Source organism: Sphingomonas sp. SRS2 (assembly GCF_000971055.1).
GTDB lineage: Bacteria > Pseudomonadota > Alphaproteobacteria > Sphingomonadales > Sphingomonadaceae > Rhizorhabdus.
Window position 1 is genome coordinate 1 of the sequence record NZ_LARW01000139.1, and the last position, 21,688, is coordinate 21,688.

22 protein-coding genes and 4 pseudogenes are annotated in these 21,688 nt (G+C 61.6%); 19 read left to right on the top strand and 7 right to left on the bottom strand.

The genetic code is table 11. The features are described from left to right. Positions 1-127: 127 nt before the first annotated feature. From WP12_RS21080 to WP12_RS21135, 13 genes and pseudogenes are all read left to right on the top strand, one after another. A pseudogene (locus WP12_RS21080) lies at positions 128-928 on the top strand (TraG/VirB4 family ATPase); the annotation flags it as partial. After that, positions 861-1,655, top strand: coding sequence for a type IV secretion system protein (locus WP12_RS21085; RefSeq protein ID WP_235399239.1), 795 nt, complete (start codon positions 861-863; stop codon positions 1,653-1,655). The pseudogene WP12_RS21080 and the gene WP12_RS21085, both read left to right, overlap by 68 nt. A gap of 2 nt (positions 1,656-1,657) precedes the next feature. Then, on the top strand, positions 1,658-1,963 hold the full coding sequence (locus tag WP12_RS21090; protein WP_006949657.1) for a hypothetical protein: 306 nt from the start codon (positions 1,658-1,660) through the stop codon (positions 1,961-1,963). 43 nt (positions 1,964-2,006) lie between these two features. Further along, complete coding sequence (locus WP12_RS21095; RefSeq protein WP_004213214.1) at positions 2,007-3,023, top strand: type IV secretion system protein; 1,017 nt, start codon at positions 2,007-2,009, stop codon at positions 3,021-3,023. A gap of 10 nt (positions 3,024-3,033) precedes the next feature. Further along, complete coding sequence (locus tag WP12_RS24435; protein ID WP_004213216.1) at positions 3,034-3,354, top strand: hypothetical protein; 321 nt, start codon at positions 3,034-3,036, stop codon at positions 3,352-3,354. A 9-nt stretch (positions 3,355-3,363) separates the two neighbouring features. Continuing rightward, positions 3,364-4,047 carry a virB8 family protein gene (locus tag WP12_RS21100; RefSeq protein ID WP_004213217.1) on the top strand — a complete coding sequence of 228 codons (684 nt, stop codon included), beginning with the start codon at positions 3,364-3,366 and terminating at the stop codon, positions 4,045-4,047. Then, positions 4,044-4,886: a TrbG/VirB9 family P-type conjugative transfer protein gene (locus tag WP12_RS21105; protein WP_004213222.1), complete on the top strand. Its 843-nt coding sequence runs from the start codon at positions 4,044-4,046 to the stop codon at positions 4,884-4,886. The genes WP12_RS21100 and WP12_RS21105 overlap by 4 nt, the downstream gene beginning before the upstream one ends. 1 nt (position 4,887) lies before the next feature. Further along, complete coding sequence (virB10, locus tag WP12_RS21110) at positions 4,888-6,156, top strand: type IV secretion system protein VirB10 (RefSeq protein WP_004213224.1); 1,269 nt, start codon at positions 4,888-4,890, stop codon at positions 6,154-6,156. Then, positions 6,153-7,145 (top strand): P-type DNA transfer ATPase VirB11, encoded by a 993-nt coding sequence (gene virB11, locus WP12_RS21115; RefSeq protein WP_004213226.1) that lies wholly within the window; start codon positions 6,153-6,155, stop codon positions 7,143-7,145. The genes virB10 and virB11 overlap by 4 nt, the downstream gene beginning before the upstream one ends. Further along, positions 7,123-9,039 carry a type IV secretory system conjugative DNA transfer family protein gene (locus WP12_RS21120; protein ID WP_046195636.1) on the top strand — a complete coding sequence of 639 codons (1,917 nt, stop codon included), beginning with the start codon at positions 7,123-7,125 and terminating at the stop codon, positions 9,037-9,039. Before virB11 ends, WP12_RS21120 begins: the two co-directional genes overlap by 23 nt. Further along, on the top strand, positions 9,029-10,207 hold the full coding sequence (locus WP12_RS21125) for an LPD7 domain-containing protein (protein WP_004213228.1): 1,179 nt from the start codon (positions 9,029-9,031) through the stop codon (positions 10,205-10,207). The genes WP12_RS21120 and WP12_RS21125 overlap by 11 nt, the downstream gene beginning before the upstream one ends. A 39-nt stretch (positions 10,208-10,246) precedes the next feature. Beyond that, positions 10,247-10,696: a hypothetical protein gene (locus WP12_RS21130; protein WP_004213229.1), complete on the top strand. Its 450-nt coding sequence runs from the start codon at positions 10,247-10,249 to the stop codon at positions 10,694-10,696. A gap of 59 nt (positions 10,697-10,755) precedes the next feature. Further along, positions 10,756-10,986 (top strand): hypothetical protein, encoded by a 231-nt coding sequence (locus WP12_RS21135; protein WP_004213230.1) that lies wholly within the window; start codon positions 10,756-10,758, stop codon positions 10,984-10,986. A 59-nt stretch (positions 10,987-11,045) separates the two neighbouring features. Here the strand turns inward: WP12_RS21135 and WP12_RS21140 are convergent. From WP12_RS21140 to WP12_RS21150, 3 genes and pseudogenes are all read right to left on the bottom strand, one after another. After that, positions 11,046-11,291, bottom strand: a pseudogene (locus tag WP12_RS21140) (Tn3 family transposase); the annotation flags it as partial. 283 nt (positions 11,292-11,574) lie between these two features. Further along, on the bottom strand, positions 11,575-12,936 hold the full coding sequence (locus tag WP12_RS21145; RefSeq protein ID WP_007683476.1) for a hypothetical protein: 1,362 nt from the start codon (positions 12,934-12,936) through the stop codon (positions 11,575-11,577). Next, entirely contained in the window at positions 12,933-13,526 is a 594-nt protein-coding gene (locus WP12_RS21150; protein ID WP_007683474.1) for a recombinase family protein, read from the bottom strand. The genes WP12_RS21145 and WP12_RS21150 overlap by 4 nt, the downstream gene beginning before the upstream one ends. A gap of 128 nt (positions 13,527-13,654) precedes the next feature. On the opposite strand from WP12_RS21150, the pseudogene WP12_RS26515 reads away from it, so the two are divergent. The 3 genes and pseudogenes from WP12_RS26515 (at position 13,655) to WP12_RS26070 (ending at position 17,462) form a co-directional block, all read left to right on the top strand. Then, positions 13,655-16,606: pseudogene (locus tag WP12_RS26515) on the top strand (Tn3 family transposase). Positions 16,607-16,637: 31 nt separating this feature from the next. Continuing rightward, positions 16,638-17,189 (top strand): annotated as a pseudogene (locus tag WP12_RS26065) (replication initiator protein A); the annotation flags it as partial. A gap of 9 nt (positions 17,190-17,198) precedes the next feature. Next, positions 17,199-17,462 (top strand): hypothetical protein, encoded by a 264-nt coding sequence (locus WP12_RS26070; protein WP_235399243.1) that lies wholly within the window; start codon positions 17,199-17,201, stop codon positions 17,460-17,462. 58 nt (positions 17,463-17,520) lie between these two features. Here the strand turns inward: WP12_RS26070 and WP12_RS21165 are convergent, their stop codons facing one another. The 3 genes from WP12_RS21165 to WP12_RS21175 all read right to left on the bottom strand — a co-directional run bounded on the left by WP12_RS21165 (position 17,521) and on the right by WP12_RS21175 (position 19,193). Continuing rightward, entirely contained in the window at positions 17,521-17,832 is a 312-nt protein-coding gene (locus WP12_RS21165; RefSeq protein ID WP_046195638.1) for a ribbon-helix-helix domain-containing protein, read from the bottom strand. Beyond that, positions 17,829-18,482, bottom strand: coding sequence for a ParA family partition ATPase (gene parA, locus WP12_RS21170; protein WP_046195639.1), 654 nt, complete (start codon positions 18,480-18,482; stop codon positions 17,829-17,831). Before parA ends, WP12_RS21165 begins: the two co-directional genes overlap by 4 nt. 75 nt (positions 18,483-18,557) lie before the next feature. Next, on the bottom strand, positions 18,558-19,193 hold the full coding sequence (locus tag WP12_RS21175) for a transcription elongation protein SprT (protein WP_046195640.1): 636 nt from the start codon (positions 19,191-19,193) through the stop codon (positions 18,558-18,560). Positions 19,194-19,617: 424 nt separating this feature from the next. Here WP12_RS21175 and WP12_RS21180 point away from each other — a divergent pair, with 424 nt between their 5' ends. Genes WP12_RS21180 through WP12_RS21190 form a run of 3 tightly spaced genes read left to right on the top strand, consistent with a single transcriptional unit; the run spans position 19,618 to position 20,782 of the window. After that, the gene (locus tag WP12_RS21180; protein WP_046195641.1) at positions 19,618-19,884 is read left to right on the top strand and encodes a type II toxin-antitoxin system RelB/DinJ family antitoxin; all 267 of its coding nucleotides are present in this window, start codon (positions 19,618-19,620) and stop codon (positions 19,882-19,884) included. Further along, entirely contained in the window at positions 19,871-20,152 is a 282-nt protein-coding gene (locus tag WP12_RS21185; protein WP_046195642.1) for a type II toxin-antitoxin system YafQ family toxin, read from the top strand. The genes WP12_RS21180 and WP12_RS21185 overlap by 14 nt, the downstream gene beginning before the upstream one ends. A 9-nt stretch (positions 20,153-20,161) precedes the next feature. Next, a complete protein-coding gene (locus WP12_RS21190) occupies positions 20,162-20,782 on the top strand; it encodes a histidine phosphatase family protein (RefSeq protein WP_046195643.1) in 621 nt (206 codons plus the stop codon). A 31-nt stretch (positions 20,783-20,813) separates the two neighbouring features. Here WP12_RS21190 and WP12_RS21195 read toward each other — a convergent pair whose 3' ends face one another. Further along, positions 20,814-21,362 (bottom strand): recombinase family protein, encoded by a 549-nt coding sequence (locus tag WP12_RS21195; protein WP_046195644.1) that lies wholly within the window; start codon positions 21,360-21,362, stop codon positions 20,814-20,816. Positions 21,363-21,688 lie beyond the last annotated feature (326 nt).

Below are 21,688 nucleotides of genomic sequence, written 5' to 3' on the forward strand. Positions count from 1 at the left end.
TTTTGGCATTGGGCCCTCGGCGCTGACGGAGGCCATGGGCATGCTCAACCACCATTTCGCAGCAGCCGCCTGATCGGCGCAGAGCGACAGCCTACCTCTGACTGCCGCCAATCTTTGCAACAGAGCCGCGCCGATCACGGTGCAGGAATCGCACCTGATCGACGATGGCATCGAAGCCGTGATGAAGCTGCCACGCGAGCAACGCTCGCTGTCGGCGCTGCGGACCATGCTCGGCATGTCGGACTCGGGCGGCGTCGGCGCGCGCCTAGTCAAGTGGACCTCCGAGGGGAACCTTGGCTGGGTTTTCGATAATGAGGAAGATTCCATGTCTCTCGAAGCCCGTTTCGTGGGCTTCGATATGACCGACTTCCTCGAAAACGCGGAAATCCGCACGCCGGTCATGCTCTACCTGTTCGAGCGGATAGACGCGCTCCTGACAGGCGAGCGCATGGTTATTGCGATTGACGAATTTTGGAAGGCGCTGGCCGATCCGGCGTTCACGGCATTCGCGCAGGATGGCCTCAAGACATACCGCAAGCGCAATGCGTTCCTCGTCTTTGCAACACAGTCGCCTGCGGACGCGCTGCGGTCCACGATCAGCCATTCGATCTTGGAGCAGGTCGCGACGAAAATCTTCCTGCCCAATCCGTTCGGCCAGCGCCGGGATTACATCGAAGGCTTCTCGCTCTCGGAGGCGGAATTTAAGCTGGTGCGCGAAGAGCTGTCGCCGGAAAGCCGCAAATTCCTCGTGAAGCAGGGCCATGACTCCGTTGTGGTCGGCCTGGATCTCATTGGCATGGACGATGAACTGGCCGTGCTGTCGGGCCGCGCTGAAACAACGGGCGTGGCCCGCGAAGTGATTGCCGAACTGGGCAATGATCCGAAGCTCTGGTTGCCGGAATTTCACCGGCGCCGGCGCCCAAGCTGAAAGGAGTGAGACTATGAAGCAGCTTATCTTGGCGGCTGTGTCGATCGGGAGCCTTGCGGCCGCGACGCCAGCCAGTGCGCAGGGTATCCCTGTGTTCGATAGCACGTCGGTGCTCAAGCATATCGAACAAATCCAGAAGACCATGCAGATGATCGAGCAAGGTCGCCAGCAGATTGCGGAAGCGCAGCAGCTCTACCAAGGGTTGAACCAGCTGACCGATGTTTCCTCGATCGCCAACCAGCTTAAGACAGATTCACTTCGCACCCTGGGCGTTGATGTGAACTCGCTCGAACGCATGGCGCGCGGCGATTTTGGCGGCGGCGGCAGCTACGGCGGGCGATCTGATGCGATCTATCAGGACATGCTCGAACGTCTCGGCGTATCCGCGAATGGCGATCAGACTGACGTTCGCTATCAGACAGCTCGCTCGATCGCGATGGACAAGGCCATGGCCGAAGGCATGGGCGAAGCGGCCACATCGCGCAGTGAGGGTCTGGAAGAGCTGCGCAATCGACTTGCGACCGCATCAACAGCCAAGGAAGTTGCTGACCTTCAAGCGCGCATCCAGCTCGAAAGCGCGTCGATGATGAACGACCAGCTCCGCGTCGAAGCGTTGGAGCGAGCGCGCAGAGCGGAGGCCGCGGCGCACACGGCCGAAGCTTTTGCGGACAGGTCGCGCAAACGCGATGAGCAGCGTGCGCGAGCGCGGGCGGCAGCTGGAATTTGACCATGAAGAAAATGGTCCTTCTTGCGATCAGCGCAGCCGGCTTGCTCGCCGGCTGCGAACGCGCGCCCACATTTCCCGAGATTTTAATGACCTATCATGACGTTGATTGGCTCAAAACTCATGAAGATCAGATTCCGGTGATCGTCGCTGAGTGCGACAAGATCGTGAACAGCGAACTCAAACAGTCGGACCTCCCCATGCCAGTGGCTCGCAATTGCGGAGGCATAAAGAACAAAATCGCCTCCATTGAAAGGTCGCGGAAACGTGATGAGCAGCGTGCGCGAGCACGGAAGGCAGCTGGAATGTAAGGCTGTAATAACAGCTTGAATTATATCTAATCGGAGCGGTCTGGTGGAATACGATCTATTTACGAATGCCTATCAGGGCTTCACCAACGAACTCAATTCGGTAGTTGTGTCCAACTATGCTGGGTTTGTTGGGTGGATCGCTGGACCGCTCCGCACTGGCATGATCATTTACATAATCCTGCTAGGCTACGCGATTATGCGCGGGGCCGTGCAATACCCCTTCCGCGAATATGTCTATCGCTCGCTTATGCTGGCCGCGCTCTATTATGCTGTGACAAACCTCTATGGAGCATCGCTCGCACAGATGATCGTGACCGGCCTGCCGCATGAGTTTGCCTCGATCGTAGGCGGCTCACCGGACGGCGTTGGTGGGTCTTTCGATGGGATGTGGGCGCGGGTCGATGATGCACTGCTCGCGATGCAGGATGCGACCGAGAAATACGCAGAGGAACACGCCTCACTGACTGATATTCCCGGCGCTGCGGCCGCAATTATGCTGTGTATCGGTGCCACTATCATCATTCTTTTGACAGCGATCGCGGCTCTGTTCGCACTGGCTGTCGGCTTTGTGATCGTGCTCTATGCGCTGTTTGCGCTCGCCTGTCTGGCGGTGGTCGGGCCGATCTTCGTAGCAGCGCTGCTGTTTGATTCCACCAGAAGCTACTTCTTCTCATGGCTCGGCAGCGTCCTCAACTTTCTGATGTTGTCGCTATTTGCGATGCTTCTTGTGCTCGTTGTGGCCAATGTCGCTGAATCGGCAACAGCAACATTCGATGGCGATTTTGACAACATCTGGAGCACCTGTATCCGGATCATCGCGTTCTACATTCTCGCCTGCTTTTTCTTCATCCAAATCCCCGGAATAGCTGCCTCACTTGGCGGCGGCGCGGCTGCAATGGTGACGCAGTTCGGCAACGCGGTGACGAAGGGTGGCGGGGCAGTTGCAACGGGCGCAGGGCACGCGGCCAGCGATGCCCGCGCCATGGGGGCCAGCATGGGGCGGGGCTTCTCGTCGGCGGTTCGCCGTTGGCGCAACCGAAACACAATCACCAGAGCTTGAGGGAACGAATATGCGCAAGTTGCTTGGACTCGGAATCTGCCTGGCGCTGGCGGCCTGCGCAGGTCAGCCCGTCAAAAAGCCAGCCAAATGTGAGGGGCCGATGCGGCCTGCAAATCCGCATGGGCTTACCCTCCCCACAATCCCGGATCAGGCCGCACAGCGAACCGCGCCGGCAAATGTGGACGTGTTCAATCAGGGTGCACCGGCAACGCCGGACGCGGCCCCGGCAGACCCCTCCACTCCGGGCAATGAACAGTCGGACGCATCGCGGGCGGTCGAAGTGCCGCGTCTAAGCGCCTCGCTGCGCGGCCCGATCTACTCGAATTGCTGAGGTGTTACGATGGCAGTTGGTATTCCAAAGGACGAGCTGAAAGCCTATTTTGAAGAGGCTGCAAGCTGGGAACGTGACAAGCTTGCGGCGGCCGAGCGCTCCAAAAAGCTGGCGTGGGTCGTCGCTGGCGTTGCTGGCGCCCTGGCGACTGCTGGCGTTGTGGCCGTTGCAGCCCTGACGCCTCTAAAAACGGTCGAGCCATATGTTATCACGGTGGACCGTAACACGGGCGAGGCGTCGATCGCCGCCAAGCTCCACGGTGACGCGACGATCACCTATGACGAGGCGGTCCGTAAGTATTTCCTCGCTACCTATGTCCGCTATCGCGAAGGCTGGATAGCGGCCGCTCGCGAAGAATATTTCGATGCGGTCATGGTCATGTCGGCGCGGCCCGAACAGGATCGGTGGTCACGCTTCTACAAGACCGACAATCCCCAAAGTCCGCAAAACATCCTTGCGAACCGCACTGATGTTTTTGTCGAAATCAAGCGGGTGTCGTTCCTGGGCGGCAACGTCGCGCAGGTCTATTTCACTAAGGAATCTGTGACCGGCTCGAACTCGACCAAAACCGATGCCGTCGCGACCATCAAATACAAGGTCGATGGCACGCCGAGCAAGGAAGTGGACCGCTTCAAGAATCCGCTTGGCTATCAGGTCGAGAGCTATCGCGCTGACGTGGAGGTGCCCCAATGACCGTGTTGAAGTGGAGCGCCCCGTTTGCGCTCGCGATCGCGCTAGCTGCGTCGCCGGCGATGGCCGAAGAAACGCCTCATGCGACGGTGCTCGATCACCGGGTTCGTGAAGCGAACTACAATGATCGGCAAGTCTATGAGATTCCGGGTGTATTCCGCATCGCCACGGAAATCGTCTTCGCCAAGGATGAAGTAGTCGAGCATGTGGCGTTGGGCGATACCGTGTCTTGGGAAGTCGCACCGGCTGCCAATTCGCTTTTCATCAAACCGCGCGAGCGCGCGGGTCGCACGAACCTGACAGTCATAACCCGTTCACGCTACGGCCCGCGCAGCTACCGCTTCGCTCTGTCGCCAACGCAGCGCGGCAGCGGCTTCTATACGGTCGTTTTCCGCTATCCTGAACAGGAAGCGGCCGAGGCGCAGGCGCAAGCCGCAATGGCCCAGCTGGCCCAGCTGAAAGCCTTGGAACGCGGCGCGGTGAAGTCCGCGCTCGATATTGGCGTGCTGGAAGGCACACGCAACGCCGATTACATCATGCAAGGATCGACGGCCATCCAGCCCTCCGAAGTGTCTGACAATGGACAGTTCACCGTGATGCGCTTCCCCAACCAGCGTGAATTGCCGGCGTTCTTCGTCGTCAATCCTGATGGATCGGAAGCCATCGCCTCCTTCGATGTGCGCGATGAATATGTGGTGCTGCACGGGGTTTACAGGACAATCCGGCTGCGCCGGGGCCTCGAAGTGCTCTGCATCCACAATCAGAAAACCGACTATTACGGGCGCGATCCCAAAACTGACACGGCCTCTGGCCTAGTCGAGCGAACCACGGGGGTTCAATAAAATGGCTGCGAACGATCATGACAACGCGCCGCATGGCGACAACATCATCTCGCAGGGCGAGACGGTCGAAAACCGGCCCCTCGCGTCTGAGCCGGTGCCCGATCCCGAAGATATTGAGCGGCAAAGCGAGCGCCAGGCGAAGATTGCCGCTCTGCCGAACAGGTCGATCGACCCCAAAAAGGCGGTCGTTCTCGCGGCGGTTGCCTGCGGCGCGATCGTTCTCGGTTTCAGCACAATCGACGCGATGCGGAGCGATCCAACCGAAAAGGCCGAGAAAGCGGAAAAGCCGGATGAAAGGCAGCTCGCCAACTACGATCCCAAGTCGATCATAGCGCCCACGCTTGCCGATGCGCCAAATGATCCGAACGCGCCGGTGCCCATGACGGAAGTGCCGGCGCTTGATGGAAGCCAAGCGCCCCGCACGGGCGGCGCGAATGGCCGCCCCCAAAAGTCTGAGGGGCAAGTCATCGCTGAGGCCCAACGCCGCGCCGGGATCATGGCTTATGGTGGCGAAAACGGCGGCGGGGTCGGTGGAGCGGTGGCAGCTGCCACCGGCCTGCCCATGGGCGGCGGCACAGGAGCACAGGGCGCGCAGTTGATTGGTGCGTCGGCCGATGGTGATGGGCAAGGTGGATCGCGCCGGACAAATCTCGAAAACATGCGCCAAACCTCGCAAATTGATCGGGTGTCAGGCCGCGACATTGGCAACCGCGATATGCTGATCCTCGCAGGGTCGTTCATTCCGTGCGTGCTGCAAACGGCGATGGATTCCAGTCAGCCCGGATATGTCAGCTGCATCATTCCCCGCGACATTTATTCGGACAACGGCCGCGTCGTCCTGCTGGAAAAGGGAACGCGCGTCTTGGGCGAATATCAAACCGGCGTCCAGCGCGGCAAATATCGTCTCTTTGCGGTATGGAACCGCGCGGTTACGCCTCGCGGCGTGGCGATCGACGTAGGTTCGCCCGCCAGCGACGCGCTTGGCCGTTCAGGTATGGCAGGCGGCGTGAAGAACTTCTTTTGGGAACGCTTCGGGGCCGCGCTGTTGTTCAGCTCGCTCAACGATGCCGCCTCGATCGCCGCCTCGGAAGTCTCCGACGCCGATAATGTCACGCGGGTTCCCAGCCAAGCGTCGGACACGATCTTGCGGGACACGATGCAGATTCAGCCGGTGCTTCGCATCAATCAGGGCGCGGAAGTGGGGATTATGGTCGCTCGCGACTTCGATTTCTCCAACATCTACGGCCTGCGGCTGAGGCGCGGCCAGTGAGCAATACGGCTGTCCTCGAAAACGCCCTGCTGCCGCTGCGTCCTCTTCTTGCGCGTGAGGACGTAACGGAGCTGGTGATTAACAAGGCTGGCGAAGCGGCGATTGAAACGCGCAATGGATGGTCCTGGGAGACATTGCCTGACCTCAATGAAAAGTCGCTGCTCGCGCTCGCGCGGGCAGCGGCGGCTTTCACGCATCAGGACATAAGCCAGTCCACGCCGATCTGCTCCACAATCCTCCCCAGCGGTGAGCGCGTGCAGCTGGTTGTGCCGCCTGCTGTCCCTGCCGGCACCGTGTCCATCACCATCCGCAAACCGTCATCGGTGACGTTGACGATGGAGGACTTCGAGCGCGGTGGGCTGTTTAGCGAGACAAAGATCGCAACTAGGCAAGTCTCGCCGCTCGATGTTGAATTGCGCGATCTGCTCGACGCAGGAAAGCACGTCGAATTTTTCCAAAAGGCGGTCCAAGGCCGCAAGAATATCCTGATTTCGGGCGCTACCGGCTCGGGAAAGACGACGCTCTCTAAAGGGCTGATCCAGCTCATTCCGCCGCATGAGCGGCTGCTGACGATCGAAGACACGCGCGAATTGGTCGTTCCGCATCGCAACGTGGTCCACATGCTCTACGCGAAGGACAAGCAGGGCACCGCGAAAATCTCTGCAAAGGATCTTCTGGAATCGGCCCTGCGTATGCGGCCTGACCGGATACTGTTGCAGGAGCTGCGCGACGGCACCGCGTTCTTCTATCTCCGCAACGTCAACTCAGGCCATCCCGGCTCGATCACGACGATCCATGCGGACTCGGCCGAACTCGCGTTCGAACAGCTGACATTGCTGGTCAAGGAAAGCGAGGGCGGCGCCGATCTGGCCCGTGACGACATTCGCAGCCTGCTCAAGCTGCTGGTTGATGTGGTCGTGCAGACCAAGAAGGTCGAAGGCCGCTTTCGCGTGACGGAGATATATTTTGATCCAGAAAACAGGCTCTAACAGGCTCGCACTGGCCCTCGTCCTCCTTCCGATCACGCTCCTGCTGATCGGCCTGCTGACCGGCACGGTGGCGTGGTTCTTCCTTAAGATGCCCGCCGCGGCTTATGATCCGCTCACGCTCCCCGGCTTCTTCTGGTATTACCGGCATGATCCTGTCGTGACCGAAGCGCTTTGGCGAGCCGCGGTCATAGGCGTGCCGTTGCCGGTGTTGCTCATGGCGATCGTCCTGCGGCCGAAAAAGAACCTTCACGGTGAAGCTCGTTTCGCGCGCGAAGGTGAAATCCGCAAGGCGGGCCTTCGCGCGAAAAAGGGCATTGTGCTCGGCCGCTTCCGCAATGGCTTTTTCCGCAACGGCTTTCTCATGGTGGGTAAGATGGAGCATGTATTGCTCGAAGCCCCTACCGGATCGGGCAAGGGCGTCGGCATCGTCATTCCCAATCTGTTGCAATGGCCGGATTCGGTTGTCGTGCTCGATATTAAGCGTGAGAACTACGAAATCACGGCGGGTTTCCGCCGCAAAGGCGGCCAAAAGGTTGTCCTGTTCAACCCTACGGACAGGGAAGGCCGCACGGCCCGCTACAACCCGCTCAGCTACATCAACAGGTCCGACCCGATTGAGGTCCTGGTCGAATTGCAGAAGATCGCCACGATGCTCTTCGTGCCTCCGGAAAAGGGCGAGGCGTTCTGGACGGAATCAGCCCGCACGGCATTTGTCGGCATTGCATCGTGGATCGCGGCCAAGCCTGAACGTCCCTTCTCGTTTGGCGAGATCTACCGGACCATCACGATGCCAGGGATGAAGGCATTCTTCGCCAAGGAAGCCGGCGATGGTGCGCTATCGGAAGGGTGCCGCGCTGCGTTGAGCGATTTTACGTCCAGCGCTGACAACACATTCACCGGCATTATCCAGACCGTCACCTCCAAGCTCAATCTCTGGATCAATCCGATTGTCGATCGCGCGACTGCCGAAAGCGACTTTTCCCTGACGGACCTTCGCCGCATCCCGACCTCGATCTATCTCGGCGTTTCGCCGGATGAACTCGATAGGGTCGCGCCGCTCTACAATCTGTTTTTCCAACAGCTGATCGACCTCAACACGCGGCAACTGCCCGACGATAGCGAAAAGCTGTCCGTGCTGCTCATTCTGGACGAATTTGCGCGGCTCGGCCGCGCCCAGGTCATTGCAAATGCGTTCTCCTATGTGCGCGGCTATGGGCTTCGTCTGCTTCCCGTCATCCAGTCACGCTCCCAGCTGCGAAATGTCTATGGGGAGCATGGCGCGGACGAAATCGTATCAAACTGCGGGGTCGAAATTGCCTTCACGCCCAAGGAACTGCGGGTCGCAAAGGAACTGTCCGAACGCCTCGGTTATCTCGGTCAGGATGCGGAAAGCCGGTCCCTGACGATACATGGATTGCTCGCCAATCGAAGCAAGACAATCTCCGAACAGCGGCGCGCACTGATGCTCCCTCAAGAGCTGATGCAGCTGCCCGAAGACGATATTCTCGTCATCCGGGGCGGTATCCCCGTCATTCGCGGGAAGAAAATTCGCTACTTCAAGGATGCCGTGTTCCGCTCGCGCTTGACGCCTGCGCCGAAAGTGCCGGCGCTGCCCAAGCCGATCGCCCCGATCGCGACCATCGATGATCTGAGCGATGAAGAGCTGGCGGCTTTCAACGATTATTCCGCACTGGCCGATGACCAGGTGCAGGACATTCCCGAAGACGTTCTCGCCCTCGATCGCGACATGCCGAACCTGACAGTGAAGGACGGCAGCATGGCTTTCGATGAAATCGACTTCGACGACATTATTGGTCCCGACCCGACAAAAGAGGAGTGGGAAGGCCAGCGCCGGGATCTAGTTCTAAGTGAAGGAGAAGAATATGGCCGATGATGACACAAGCCAGCGCGGTGCATCTGAGCCACGCCCTTTCGAAGTTCGCGGCGGACCGGGGAACAGCAAACAGTCGTTCGCTACTCTTCCCGATGCGATGCAGGCTTACGTCAAGGCGGACAATGGCGATCATTCGCTGACGATGCAGAAAGGTGGCAAAACTGCTTGGCTAGCATCCACGGACTGGCAGAACGATGGCTCAACGCCGGTGGGGCAATACTTAAGCCCTGCTATTAGGGACTATCATAGCGCCGTAAAACGCGGGGCGCCTGCCGCTGAATTGGAGCCCCGCGAGCGCGCCGCGCTGGCCGATGTTGAGGCTTGGCCTCGGACGGTAAAGCGCGAAGCGGCACCATCGGCCCCGGCCGACAAGGCGCTGAATATTGTTGAGGGCGAACGGTCGAAGGCGGAAAAATCAGAGCCTGCGCCCTCCCGCGCCGACGCTCCGTCGAAGACGGCGAACCAAGACAAGAAGGTCGAGGATACAACCTTGGCCCTTCCGGCGCAGATCGAACGCAAATATCTGCGCGTAGGCGACGATCTGTTTCGGAGCGGCCGCGATGAAAAGCCCGATATGTCGATCAAGGGACAAGATGGCATTCGGATCAACAAGGACCATGCGATTGGCGATGCGGTCGCCATTGCGAAGCATAATGGCTGGCAGTCGATCCGTGTTCATGGCAGCGATGATTTCAAGAAGGCGGTCTATCTGGAAGCCGCCCGCGCCGGTGTCGCCGTCAAAGACTTCGAGCCTTCTCCCCAGCTGAAGCTTGAGGGAGAAAGACTGGCGGCGCGTGACAAGGCGCGCGAAGCTCAAGACCCTACGAAAAGAGCGAGCATGGCAAAGCAAGACCCTACCGAGTCTCGCGCAGCGGCCGAGCAATTCCGCCGTAACTCCCACCGCGAGAATGCGACCGATCCGCAATTCAAGGCCGCGCAGTCGCACGTCCTGGCGGCCTCAATCGAAGCTAAAACGCGCTTTCCCAAAAAGGAGGATCAGGCGCGCTACATCGAGAACGCGAAGGAAACGGTGGCCAAGCGGATTGAGAACGGCGGACCGATTCCTGCGGCCCGTTTCGAGCAACAGCGCCAGAACGAGGCTACCCGCATAGCGCGCGAGGATTTGACGCTTCGCCAGCAGGAGCGGAAGCCGTCCCGCTCGCGCTAAGTGCATGGCACATGCCTTTTGGAAACAGGAAACCGCACGATGAACATTCCCCGGTCTGATCCGGTGCCATCGAGAGGCGTGTCCGATCTCGATCGTCACATTGAAACCTTGCTTCGCGTGATTCATTCCAGAAACCTCGCTTGGTCTGATCTAAGCGAAGTGGGTAAACAGGTGGAACGCCCTCTGACGGACGTTGAGCAATTGCTTACAAATGTGGGCGACGACGCCCATGAAATCACCCTTGCTACCGAGACGATCATAACAGCTCTCAAGCTGCAACGTGATGCGCTCGCGATCCAAAGCTCTCGCCGTAGAACACGCTTCGGCTCGATGCTTCTGCTCTTGATCCCCGTGTTCTTCGTAGGTTTGATGATTGGCACATCATACGGGATAGATGAAGGTCGGGCGCGGGAGCGTGAAGCCTTAAAGTATCCGGTCCTACCCCAGCTGTCCGTAGATCGTGACAGGCTCAAAACTGACGGAAGGTAGAGCGGTGGCAGCTGCCACCGCTTGCGATCTCTTGATGGGCTATGGCTTCATGAGGCACGATGAAGAAATCTGACAGGGCAAAGAAACATACCGCCAAGGTAATCGAGGCGGCTGCACGCGCCCATGAAGCTCTCGACTATTTCAGCGGCAACGTCACAAATCCGTTCGATGAGCTAACATGGCCCAGCATTGCCGAAGGTTATCTTCTAGTCGCGCAGAAGGCGGTATCAGACGCCTTGGTCGCTTTGGAACGTGCAAACAGCGTTGGTTGGACCAAGCACGGCAAGTAGGCGTCACCTCAAGGTTTGTTCGCCAGACAACGATTTCTCGGACATAAGCGGAACATGGGCTACGCTACACGCTTCAACCGCGCCATTGGCTCGTTGAGTGGGTGGAATTCACCTGCTGGAAGTCGCCTGGCCTGCTCCCAGAGGTAATCGCCGGTCAGACTGATGTGCGCCCAGCCCATCGGAGAAAGGTGCGCAAGCAGTGCCGCATCGAACGTCGTGCCGACAGCGTTGAGGTGCTGGGCGGCCCGGTCGAGATAGACCGTGTTCCAGTAGGAAATCGCCGCAATCAGCAGGTTCAGCCCAGATGGCCCCTGTGCATTATTCGGCCACAGATTCACGGTAGGCGAGCTTGAGGGACGTCGGCGCCAGCTTCTCTGCCAGGGATTGCGCTACGTAAGCCGTCGCGGCCACACAAAAAGGCCGGCACAACGGCCGGCCATAGTTTTAGGAGAGGATGCCTGAAAGGCATCCTCATGCTGCACCTGCGAGCAGCCGTGCGCAATACAAATCCGCAGGCACCGTTGGTGAAGGCGGCTCCAGTGTCTATCAGGCGGCCAGCATGTCCTTCATCGTTGCGGGGTCAAGCCGTCACCGGCGCAGTTCTTCGATCCCGAGTTCCTGCCATATCCACCCGAAGTCGTACGTCGCCATCGGATCATCGATGTCAGCGTGTCTCCCACTGAGATTTTCGAGATGTTTTAGCCACGTGGCGAGTTGGTCGCGTCCGGCCTTGCTGCCGGCGCATTGTCGCGGCGTTTTGTCGCCGAGCATCGGGACAGGCTCATCGAGGAGTGTCCGGTATTGACGATCGAGCATGCCGTGGACAAGCGGGGTGGCGACCTCGACCGGGATGTCCGGTGCCGGCTCCGACACGGTTCGTCCTTCCTGACGCGCAGCCATCGCCTGTTCGATCGTCTCGATCTCGGTCAAAGGTGTTCCCACCAGGGCGCCGAGCGCCTGGGTGACGAGTGCAACGCCGCGTTCTGCACGTTCGGCCGAGGTGACGGAGAGGATCAGAGCGCGGCCCTTGAGTTCCAGATTCCCAAGCACCGGCGTGCCGTCTTCCATTGACACACCCCACGCCATCTGGCCGGTGCCTTTCTTGCCCTGTTTTGTTCTGGTGCCGAGCCAGTTCCAGAAATGTGACGTTTCCCGCTGCAGGGCGGGCACGGTATCGAGGCGGTCGCCGATGAGTGCCTGCGTCGTCCCCCGCGTGAACGGAAAACGGACACGGTGGAAAACAACCTCCTCGCCATCGGCGTTATGCAGCGTGGGGATGGCGACAGGCTCGAGCATCCTGGGCAAGATGTCGAACAGCCAGACCATCGAGATGAGCGGCGCCAGGTCGCGCAGTTGATCATCGTCGATCACTAGTTTCGCGCGCGGGCCGCGCTTGCCCTGTCCCAGGCGCAATGCCTCGAGAAGGGCGCTGGTGGCTTCCGCTGTAAAGGACAGCAGGCCGCCTGCCAGGATCCTATGCCCGCTCACCGGAATGATGCGCACGCCGATCCGATCCCACGGGCCCAGCGTCCTGGACGCGGTGCGCTCGCGGACCTGGACGGGATCACCGCCCCGGATCAGATCTCGCGCGAGGAAGCCGACGCCGGGCTCGATCGCGCTGACTTCATAGACGCTCATGACGGAGGTCTTCAGCGCGCGCATGTAGAGCTTGTTGGGGCCGGCCTCGTTCCATCCGCGGCGCTTGAGATATTCGTCCACGATGTTGCGGCCATCGGGCTCGAAGACGCGGGTCACCAGGTCCTCGAACGCGCAGCCCCACAAGGTCATGGCCCAGTGATCCCCGATGATGCCGGGCAGTTCGTCGGAATCGATGTCGAACTGCGTGAGAACCGGCCCCAGATGATCGTCGAGCGCGTCATGCAGGTCGTCGGCCCACTCGGGCCGTGTCGCGAACTTCATCAGCCCGGTCAGGTCGTGGCCGCGTTTCATGCCGGTAGCTCCATAGTCTGTCGGTGCGCGGCGACGATGCGCGAAACGGTCGGCTCGCTGACATGATAGAGCCGCGCCATCTCGGCGCCGGATTTTCGTCCGGAGATGACGGACTCCGCGATCTCGCGCCGTTGCTTTTCGCCGAGTTTGCGCCGGCGTCCGCCGATCCGCCCTTCGGCGCGCGCCTGGGCGAGGCCGGCGGAGGTGCGCTCGCGGATCATGGCGCGCTCGAACTCGGCGAAGCTCCCGACCATCTGCATCATCATGCGACCTGCGGCCGTGGTGGTGTCAATCGCCTCGGTCAGCGAGCGGAAGCCCGCGCCCGCCGCCTCGATCCGCTCCATAATGTGCAGCAGATCCTTGAGGCTGCGCGATAGCCGGTCGAGTTTCCAGACGACGACGACGTCACTGTCGCGTAACTGGCCGATCATCTCCAGGAGCTTTGGCCGGTCCCAGCGCCCGCCACTGGCAATTTCCTCGAACACGCGCCTGCACCCAGCCGCGTCGAGGGCGCGGCGCTGGGCGGCGTTCGACTGCTCGTCACCCTTCGACACCCGCGCATAGCCGATCAGATAGGGTGCCCTGGTCAAATCCTGCCTTTCACAAACGGCCGTATCCGGAGGTGGAAACAGGATGCACCAATTTCCGCAGCCTTGGGCCTTTCACAATCCTCTTTCATTAAGCGGGCAAAAGGCAAGAGGTTTTTGAAGGATGAAACATGCCCGCACGTATTCCGATGACCCAGCGGCAGCGCGCCGCATTGCTTGCTTTGCCCGACAGCGAGGCGGCGGTGGTGCGACACTATGGCCTCGATGCCGAGGACCTTGCTGCAATCGGCACCGCGCGCACTCCGGCAACCCGGTTGAGCTACGCCCTGCAACTCTGTTGCCTCCGCTTTCCGGGGCGGCATCTGCACGCAGGCGAGCTGTTGCCTGCGATCATGCTCGACCATATCGCCGAGCAGGTCGGGGTGGATGCAGGCGCCATCGCCGACTTCGCGCGGCGAGCGCCGACCCGCTACGATCAGCTTGCCGCCATCAAGGCGCGCTTCGGCTTCACCGATCTGAGCCGGCCAGCGCGCGGTATCATGATGACCTGGCTGGAAATCGAAGCCATGCCCATCGTGGACGGGCGTATTCTGCTCGATCGACTGCTCGACGAGCTGCGCACGCGGCGCATCGTTATCCCCGGCATCAGCGTAGTCGAGCGGATGGCGGCCGAGGCGATGCTGCGGGTGGAAACCGATCTGGTCGCTGCAATCCATGATAAACTCGATGCGGATATGCGTCAGCGCCTCGATACGCTGGTCGATGAGAAGGTGCATGATCGACAGAGCCGCTTGTCGTGGCTGCGCGAACCACAGCCCCGCGTCGCGTCAGCCTCGCTCGCCGAAATCCTTGAGAAGGTCGCTCTGATCCGCAGGACCGGAATTTCCTGTGTTCCGGTCGATCCCCTGCACGAGCCACGCATGACGCAGTTCGCCCGCGAAGGCGTGCGCTATACCGCCCAGGCCTTCCAACAGATGCGCGCCTCCCGCAGGCGGGTCATCCTGCTTGCTACGCTGCGCGAGATGGAAGCCACGCTTACCGACGCGGCGATCGCCATGTTCGGCGCCTTGATGGGACGCGCTCACCTTCGTGCCCGCAAACGCCTGGAACAGGGAATCGCGATTTCGGGACGCGAAGGCCGTGACCGACTGATGCGCATCGCCACCGTGCTGGAAACAGTTAGCCGGGTAGCACGCACCGGTGAAGATATCGGCGCGGCCCTCAGGGATATCGTGCCTCTCGACATGCTCGATGCCGATGCCGCGATCATCCGTCGTACCGCGGCACCTCACAGGGACGATGTGTTGAGCGAGATCGCAGCCGAATACCGGACCTTCAAACGAATAGGACCTCTATTCCTGCAAACGCTCGATTTCCACGGCCGGGCCGGCACCGCGGCGTTGCGCAATGCGATGACGGTCCTGTCGGATCTTGATGGCGACTGGCGCAAGCCGCTCCCTGCCGACGTTCCGCTCGGTCATGTCGAGCGGCGCTGGCACCGCCATGTCGTGGTCGCCGGCAAGATCGACCGGACGCATTAGGAGATGGCCACCTACGGGGCGCTCGCCAATGCACTGGCATCGGGTGATATCTGGGTGCCGAGGTCACGGCTGCACAGGTTGCTGGACGTGCTGCTCGCGCCATCAAGTGGCGCAGCGCTGCAACCGGTGTTCTCGCTCGGTGATCCACACGCATGGCTCGATCAGCGCGCCGCGCAACTCGACAAAGCCTTGTGCGACGTCGCCCAGAATCTGGCCGGACGTGATGCTGCCCTGTTCGCTGGCGAGCGATTGCGCTTCCCCAAGGAACTGAAGGACGATGATGCCGGGCACGACGAAGGACGGCATCTGACGCTTGCCTGCTACGGTATGCTGCCTGCCACGCGTATCACCGACGTGCTGTCGCAGGTCGAACGATGGACCGGCTTCACCCAGCACTTCGGGCACGTCTCGACCGGGTTGCCGCCTGGCGATGAGCAGGCCTTCCTCGCCACTCTGATTGCCGAAGCGACCAATCTTGGGCTGTCGCGCATGGCCGAGGTATGCGGCGCAGGGTCACGCCGCGCGCTGCTGCGCATGCAGACATGGCACATGCGCGAGGAAACCTTTCGGGCGGCGCTCGCCTGTCTGACCGACGCCATCCACGCCGAGCCGATCGCCGCCTGGTTTGGGCAAGGACACCGGGCTTCCGCGGATGGCCAGGCCTTCTACCTGGGCGGGCCGGGCGAAGCCGGCGGAGCGGTCAACGCCCATTATGGTCGCGACCCAGTGGTCAAGATCTACACCACCATCACCGACCGCTACGCGCCGCTGCACCAGACGGTGATCGCCGGCACGGCAGGAGAAGCCATCCATGCGCTCGATGGGCTCCTCGGCCATGACAGCAACGCCGATCTGACCGCACTGCACGTCGATGGAGGCGGCGTTTCCGACATCGTGTTCGCAACGATGCATCTCCTCGGGCTCGATTTCGAGCCGCGCATTCCTCGCCTGTCCGACCGGCGCCTCTACGCATTCGAACCTTCGAAGCGCTATGGCAGGCTTGCGCCACTGTTCGGTCACAGGCTCAACCGGGATCTGATCGTCAGCCACTGGCCGGATATCGAACGCGTCATCGGCGCGATGCGTGATCGCACCGTTACGCCCTCGCTGATCCTCAAAAAGCTATCCGCCTACCGCCAGCAGAACAGCCTCGCCGCGGCGCTCCGCGAGGTAGGACGGATCGAGCGCACGCTGTTCACGTTGCGCTGGTTCGACGATCCGGCGCTACGCCGCACGGTCACCGCCGAGTTGAACAAGGGCGAGGCGCGCAACAGCCTGGCGCGAGCGGTCGCCTTCCATCGGCTCGGTCGCTTTCGCGACCGTGGCTTGGAGAACCAGCAAACCCGCGCGGCTGCCCTCAACCTCGTCACCGCAGCGATCATCCTGTTCAACTGTCGCTATCTTGGGCACGCCGTCGAAGAAATGCGCCGCCGCGGAAGCCAGATCGATCCGGCTATGCTGTCTCGGCTCTCACCATTGGGTTGGGATCGCATCAATCTCACCGGCGATTATGTCTGGTCCGATCACCTCGATCTCGACGCCAATGGCCTCATGCCGCTGCTCATAAAACCGCTACCGTGAATCTATGTCCGCATAATGCACAGGGGCCGACAAGGACATATTGATCTACTGCATCTCGCAGCTCGTCGCGAAGATGAACAAGGGCGAGGAACCTAGCCGCACGGTGCGCCTGCAAGCCTATGACTTGCTCGTCGCCACCAACCGGCAAACCAGCGGCGAAGGCTATCGACTGATGGCCGACGCCCTCACCCGCCTGCGCGGAACGACCGTGCGGACCAACATTCAAACGGGCGGTGTCGAGGAAACACGGATTTTCGGCCTGATCGAAGAGGCCAGGATCACACGCAAGACGTTCGATGGCCGGATGCTCGATCTCGAAATCACCCTGTCGGATTGGGTCTATCGCTCGGTCATCAGCAAGAACGTCCTGACGCTTCACCGCGACTATTTCCGGCTCCGCAAGCCGTTCGAGCGACGCATGTATGAGCTGGCGCGCAAGCATTGCGGCGTGAAGGACGAATGGAAGATTGGCCTGGAACTGCTCCAAAAGAAATGCGGCTCGAACAGCCCGCTCCGGGTGTTCCGGGCCTTGGTCAAGAAGGTCTGCGAGCATGACGCCGATCACGGCCATTTCCCCGACTAGGCGGTGACGATGGATGATGACGTGATACTCTTCCGCAACCGCTCGGGCCTCAAGGGCAAGCCCGATCCGGTCGCCGTCGCCGACGATGCGCCCTATATCGATCCGGAAACCATGCACGACGCCAAGGGCGCTGCGCCAGGCTATGACGTTTACGCGCTTTATGACGAATGGGTGTCGTGGTGGCACGACATGGGTAAGCCCGAACTGAAAAGCCCCCGCGCCGCCTTCCTCGGCTTCTGCAAGAAGCGGCACGAACGCAAGCCGTTGCGTTGATTCCTATGCGAGCAAAGGGGACATGTTCACATGCTGGCATGTTTGCATGTGAACATGCTTACTTGCCTACAGGACTTTCCCCCATCTTGCGGAGCCAGTCGTTGAACGCCTCGGCCATCGCGTCCTGCAAGCTCATGCTGTGCTTGCGGGCGGTCATGTGCATGGCGAACGACATTTCCGGGCTGAAATAGCCGGTCATGGCTTTCTTACCCTGACGGCTCGGCGCAACTGGGCTGCTGCTCGAACTGCTGCCGGTGCCTGCGTCAGTGCTGCGGGCGATCGACGTGGCCGCCCTCCCCTCCGGCTCGGCCGTCGCCGGCGCGGCCTCGCGATCCCGCAATGCAAGCAATGATCCTTTCCGGCTGCTCATGCGCTGGCCCTCCGCCTCCTGAATGCTGGCATGTTTACATGTTCACATGCCCACTTGTAAAGCTGGCGCACCTCATCGGCTGCCTTGCCGTTCGGCTCGATCTCCATCACGGTTTTCCCCTCGGTTGCCGCATGGCGGAACGCGGCGCGATCGGCGACATGCAGCGGGCAGGCGTCCAGCCCGTAACCCTGCACGAGCTGTGCCGCCTCGTCATACATGCGTGGCGCGGTCGGGCTTCCTGCCGTGAAGATCACGAAAGCGGGCTTGCCGCGCATCTTCACAAGGCTGGCCGTGGTCTTGATCGCGGCTAGGTCGAACGCGCTCGGCCGACAAGGGATCAACACTAGGTCGGCCGCCTCGACGGCGGCGCTGGCGGCGCTGTCGGCATGGGGTGGGGTGTCTATCACGATGAACGCCGCGCCCTGTGCCGTCGCCTGCTCGATCTTGGCGGCGAGGCGAGGGGGCGCGCTGTCGATCACGACCGGGGGCGCGTCCTGCCGCCATGCCGCCCATTGGCTCGCCGTCGCCTGCGGGTCGAGGTCGATCACCAGCGCGGTATGCCCGGAATCCTCGGCGGCTGCGGCCAGGTGCAAGGCAAGGGTGGTCTTGCCCGCGCCCCCCTTCTGGCTGATGATCGCGATTGTTGGCATGTGAATATCCTTACATGAACGCATGTTTGCATGTGGTCATAGCGCAAGCGGCTATCGGATGAAAGGGCAGGGCGTCTAGCCGTCCTCGCCGCCCTCATTCTCGCTGTCATCGTCCAGCGGCTCATGGCTCATCTGGCCGTGATTCTCGATCGGGCAAAGCGGCGCTCCGGCCTGCTCAAGCCATTTGCGCGCGGTCCTCACGGTATAGCCGCACGTCGCGCACTCGCATTTCAGCATCCGGGTTTTCTGCTTCTTAGGCGCGGTCGACTCCCCGTCCGTGTCGAGACGGGCATGGGGGAGGGGGCCAACATCGGCGAGGATCGGCGCGATGGCCGCAAGGAACGCCTCGCCGGGGATGGTGGCACGCATCGGCCCGACAAGGCCAAGGGCGACCCGTTTAAACGCCTTCCCATGCCCTGCCGAGATGCCGACGGCGGCATGGACAAGCTCATGCGCGAGGATGGCCGCGATCTGCGCCGGCATGGCGTCGGGCGCGTGCGCGAGGTCCGGGCGGATGAAGATTTCAAAATGCCCGTCCGCGCTAAGTCGGTTGTCCCAGCACTCGCCGATCGCCTTGCCCTTCGCGCCTCTGCTGGTGAAGCCGATCGCCACGCGGACGCGATCGGGCAGGGGGGCATCCAGCCCCTTGAACAGCGGGGCCACGCCCGCCGCCACCCGGTTGAGCCAGCTTTCGCGATTGTCCTGCGTCATGCCTTCTACTCCCTTCAAATCGCCCTTCGGGGCGATGGCCTCTCGCCATCGCTCCCGAGTTCGCGCGGAGCAGCCGGCGAGAGAGGGGGGCAGCGGGAATCGACGGGGTGGTGCGGGCGCAGGGAGCGAAGCGACTGAGCCTCGGCCCGTCTATTCCCGTTGCGGGGGAGAGGTGGCCGGGACCGCCTTTCCCCCCGAAAGAACATCGACGCCGGCGAACGCCGGCACATCGCCGGCGAGATCTGCGCAGCGATCTCGCTCCCGCCATGTGGATCGTCACCTTGGGCCAAGACCGCTTGTGGGCTTGGGGAGCCCAGCGACTAGAGCCAAGGTGCCGTGCAGCGGCAGGCGCATGATCGTCGCGCCATTGCCAAAATCGGATTCTGTGACTACATTAGGACTACGTTTTCAAAAGGAAATCCCAATGGCTGTTTCCGACACCTATGTCCGCGCCAGGATCGACAATACGACGAAGGAACGCGCCACCGCCGCGCTGGGCGCGATGGGGCTTTCGATCTCCGACGCTATCCGGCTGCTGATGCTGCGTATCGCCGATGAACGGCGCTTGCCTTTCGAGGTCAAGGTTCCGAACGCCGCGACACGCGAGGCAATGGCAGAGCTGGCGGCGGGGAAGGGGACCAAGTTCGCCAGCGTCGAGGCGCTGATGGCGGACCTTCATGCGGACGATTGATCGTTCGACCCGGTTCAAGCGCGACTACAAGCGGGAATCGAAGGGCCGGCATCGAGCGACCCTCGATGCCGATCTTCTGCCCGTCCTGGCCGCGCTCGCGACCGACACGCCGCTTGATCCCAATTATCGCGACCATGATCTGAGCGGCGATTGGGCGGGCTATCGCGATTGCCACGTCAAGCCCGACCTGGTGCTGATCTACGCCAAGCCCGACGACGAAACGCTGCGCCTCGCGCGCCTTGGATCGCATAGCGAGGTATTCGGATAGATGCCGCATATGCGGGCGCTCTTCATCCGTCACGGCGAATCCACCGGCAATGCCGGCGTGCCGTGTCACGATCTCGGGTCGATCGAGCTAACGGAGCGCGGCCACGAACAAGCGCGCCAGGTCGCGGCGAGCTGGACGCAAGCGCCCGCGCTCGTCGTCACGTCGCCCTATACCCGGACTCAGCAGACGGCCGCGCCGACGATCGCGCGCTTTCCCGGCGTGCCGGTCGAAGTGTGGCCGATCGAAGAGTTCACCTATCTACAACCGGCGCGCTGGAACGGCACGCGCAGCGCCGAACGGATGCCGCACCTCGAACACTATTGGAGCGAGGCCGATCCGGACTATTGCGACGGGGAAGGGGCGGAGAGCTTCGCCACCCTACTCCGGCGCTGCGAGGCGGCGCTTGCCCGCCTTGCCGCCATGCCGCCCGCCTCGCTGGTCTATGTCTTCGGGCATAGACAGTTCATCCAGGCCGCGCGCGCGATCGTCGCCGACGCTCATCTGGACGAACGGGCTAAGATGCGCGCGTTCTGGCGCAAGGGCGAGCCGCCCGCGATCAGCAACGCGGAGCGGGTAGGGTTCCACTGGCAGGATGGCCGCTGGGAATGTGCGCCGCCGGTCGCCGCCTAGATCGACACCAGAAGGGGCCGGGGGGCGGCGCTCATCTCCCCTGTAGCCGCGAAATCGTCGCCTGGCTGACGTTGAACAGGGCCGCGACCGTGCGCTGCGTATCGCCGGCGTCGAGCTTGCGCCGCGCCTCGGCCTGCTGGTGCGGGGTTAGGGCGCTCTTGCGGCCGAACTTGACCCCGCGTGCCTTGGCCTGGGCGCGGCCTACGCTGGTGCGCTCCTTGATCCGCTGGCGCTCGTAGCTTGCCGCGACCCCCAGCACCGCGATCACGACCTCGGCGAGTTGCGATGTCGTGTCCAGCATCGGCTCCGCGATCGAGCGGAAGCCGGCACCGGCCTCTTTGACCGCGTGAAGGATGTTCAACAGGTCGCGCGTGTTGCGGGCGAGGCGATCGGTCGCCGTCACCATCAACACGTCGCCGGGATCGAGCGCGCCGATCGCGCGCTTGAGCTGCGGCCGCTCGGCCGACGCGCCGCTGATCTTCTCGCGGTAGATTTTCGTGCAGCCCGCCGCCTCAAGCTGGGCGAGCTGCTGAGCCAGGTCCTGGCCGTTGGTCGAGACGCGCGCATAGCCGTAAATCATGGCGCGATTCTGCATCAGATTTTTGCATCAGGGAAGGGCGCGGAAAAGCTGGGCTTCCGGTTTGATGCAAAACTTTTAATTTCTGCATCATCCGCGTGCGAAACCACTAGGATAATCGCAGCCAGCGCTAGCCGTTATTCCGCAGATGAAACACCCAACGCCTCTCGCATAAGATAATAGAGGCTGTGCTGCTCTATCGGGCTCTGTTGCAAAGATTGGCGGCAGTCAGAGGTAGGCTGTCGCTCTGCGCCGATCAGGCGGCTGCTGCGAAATGGTGGTTGAGCATGCCCATGGCCTCCGTCAGCGCCGAGGGCCCAATGCCAAAA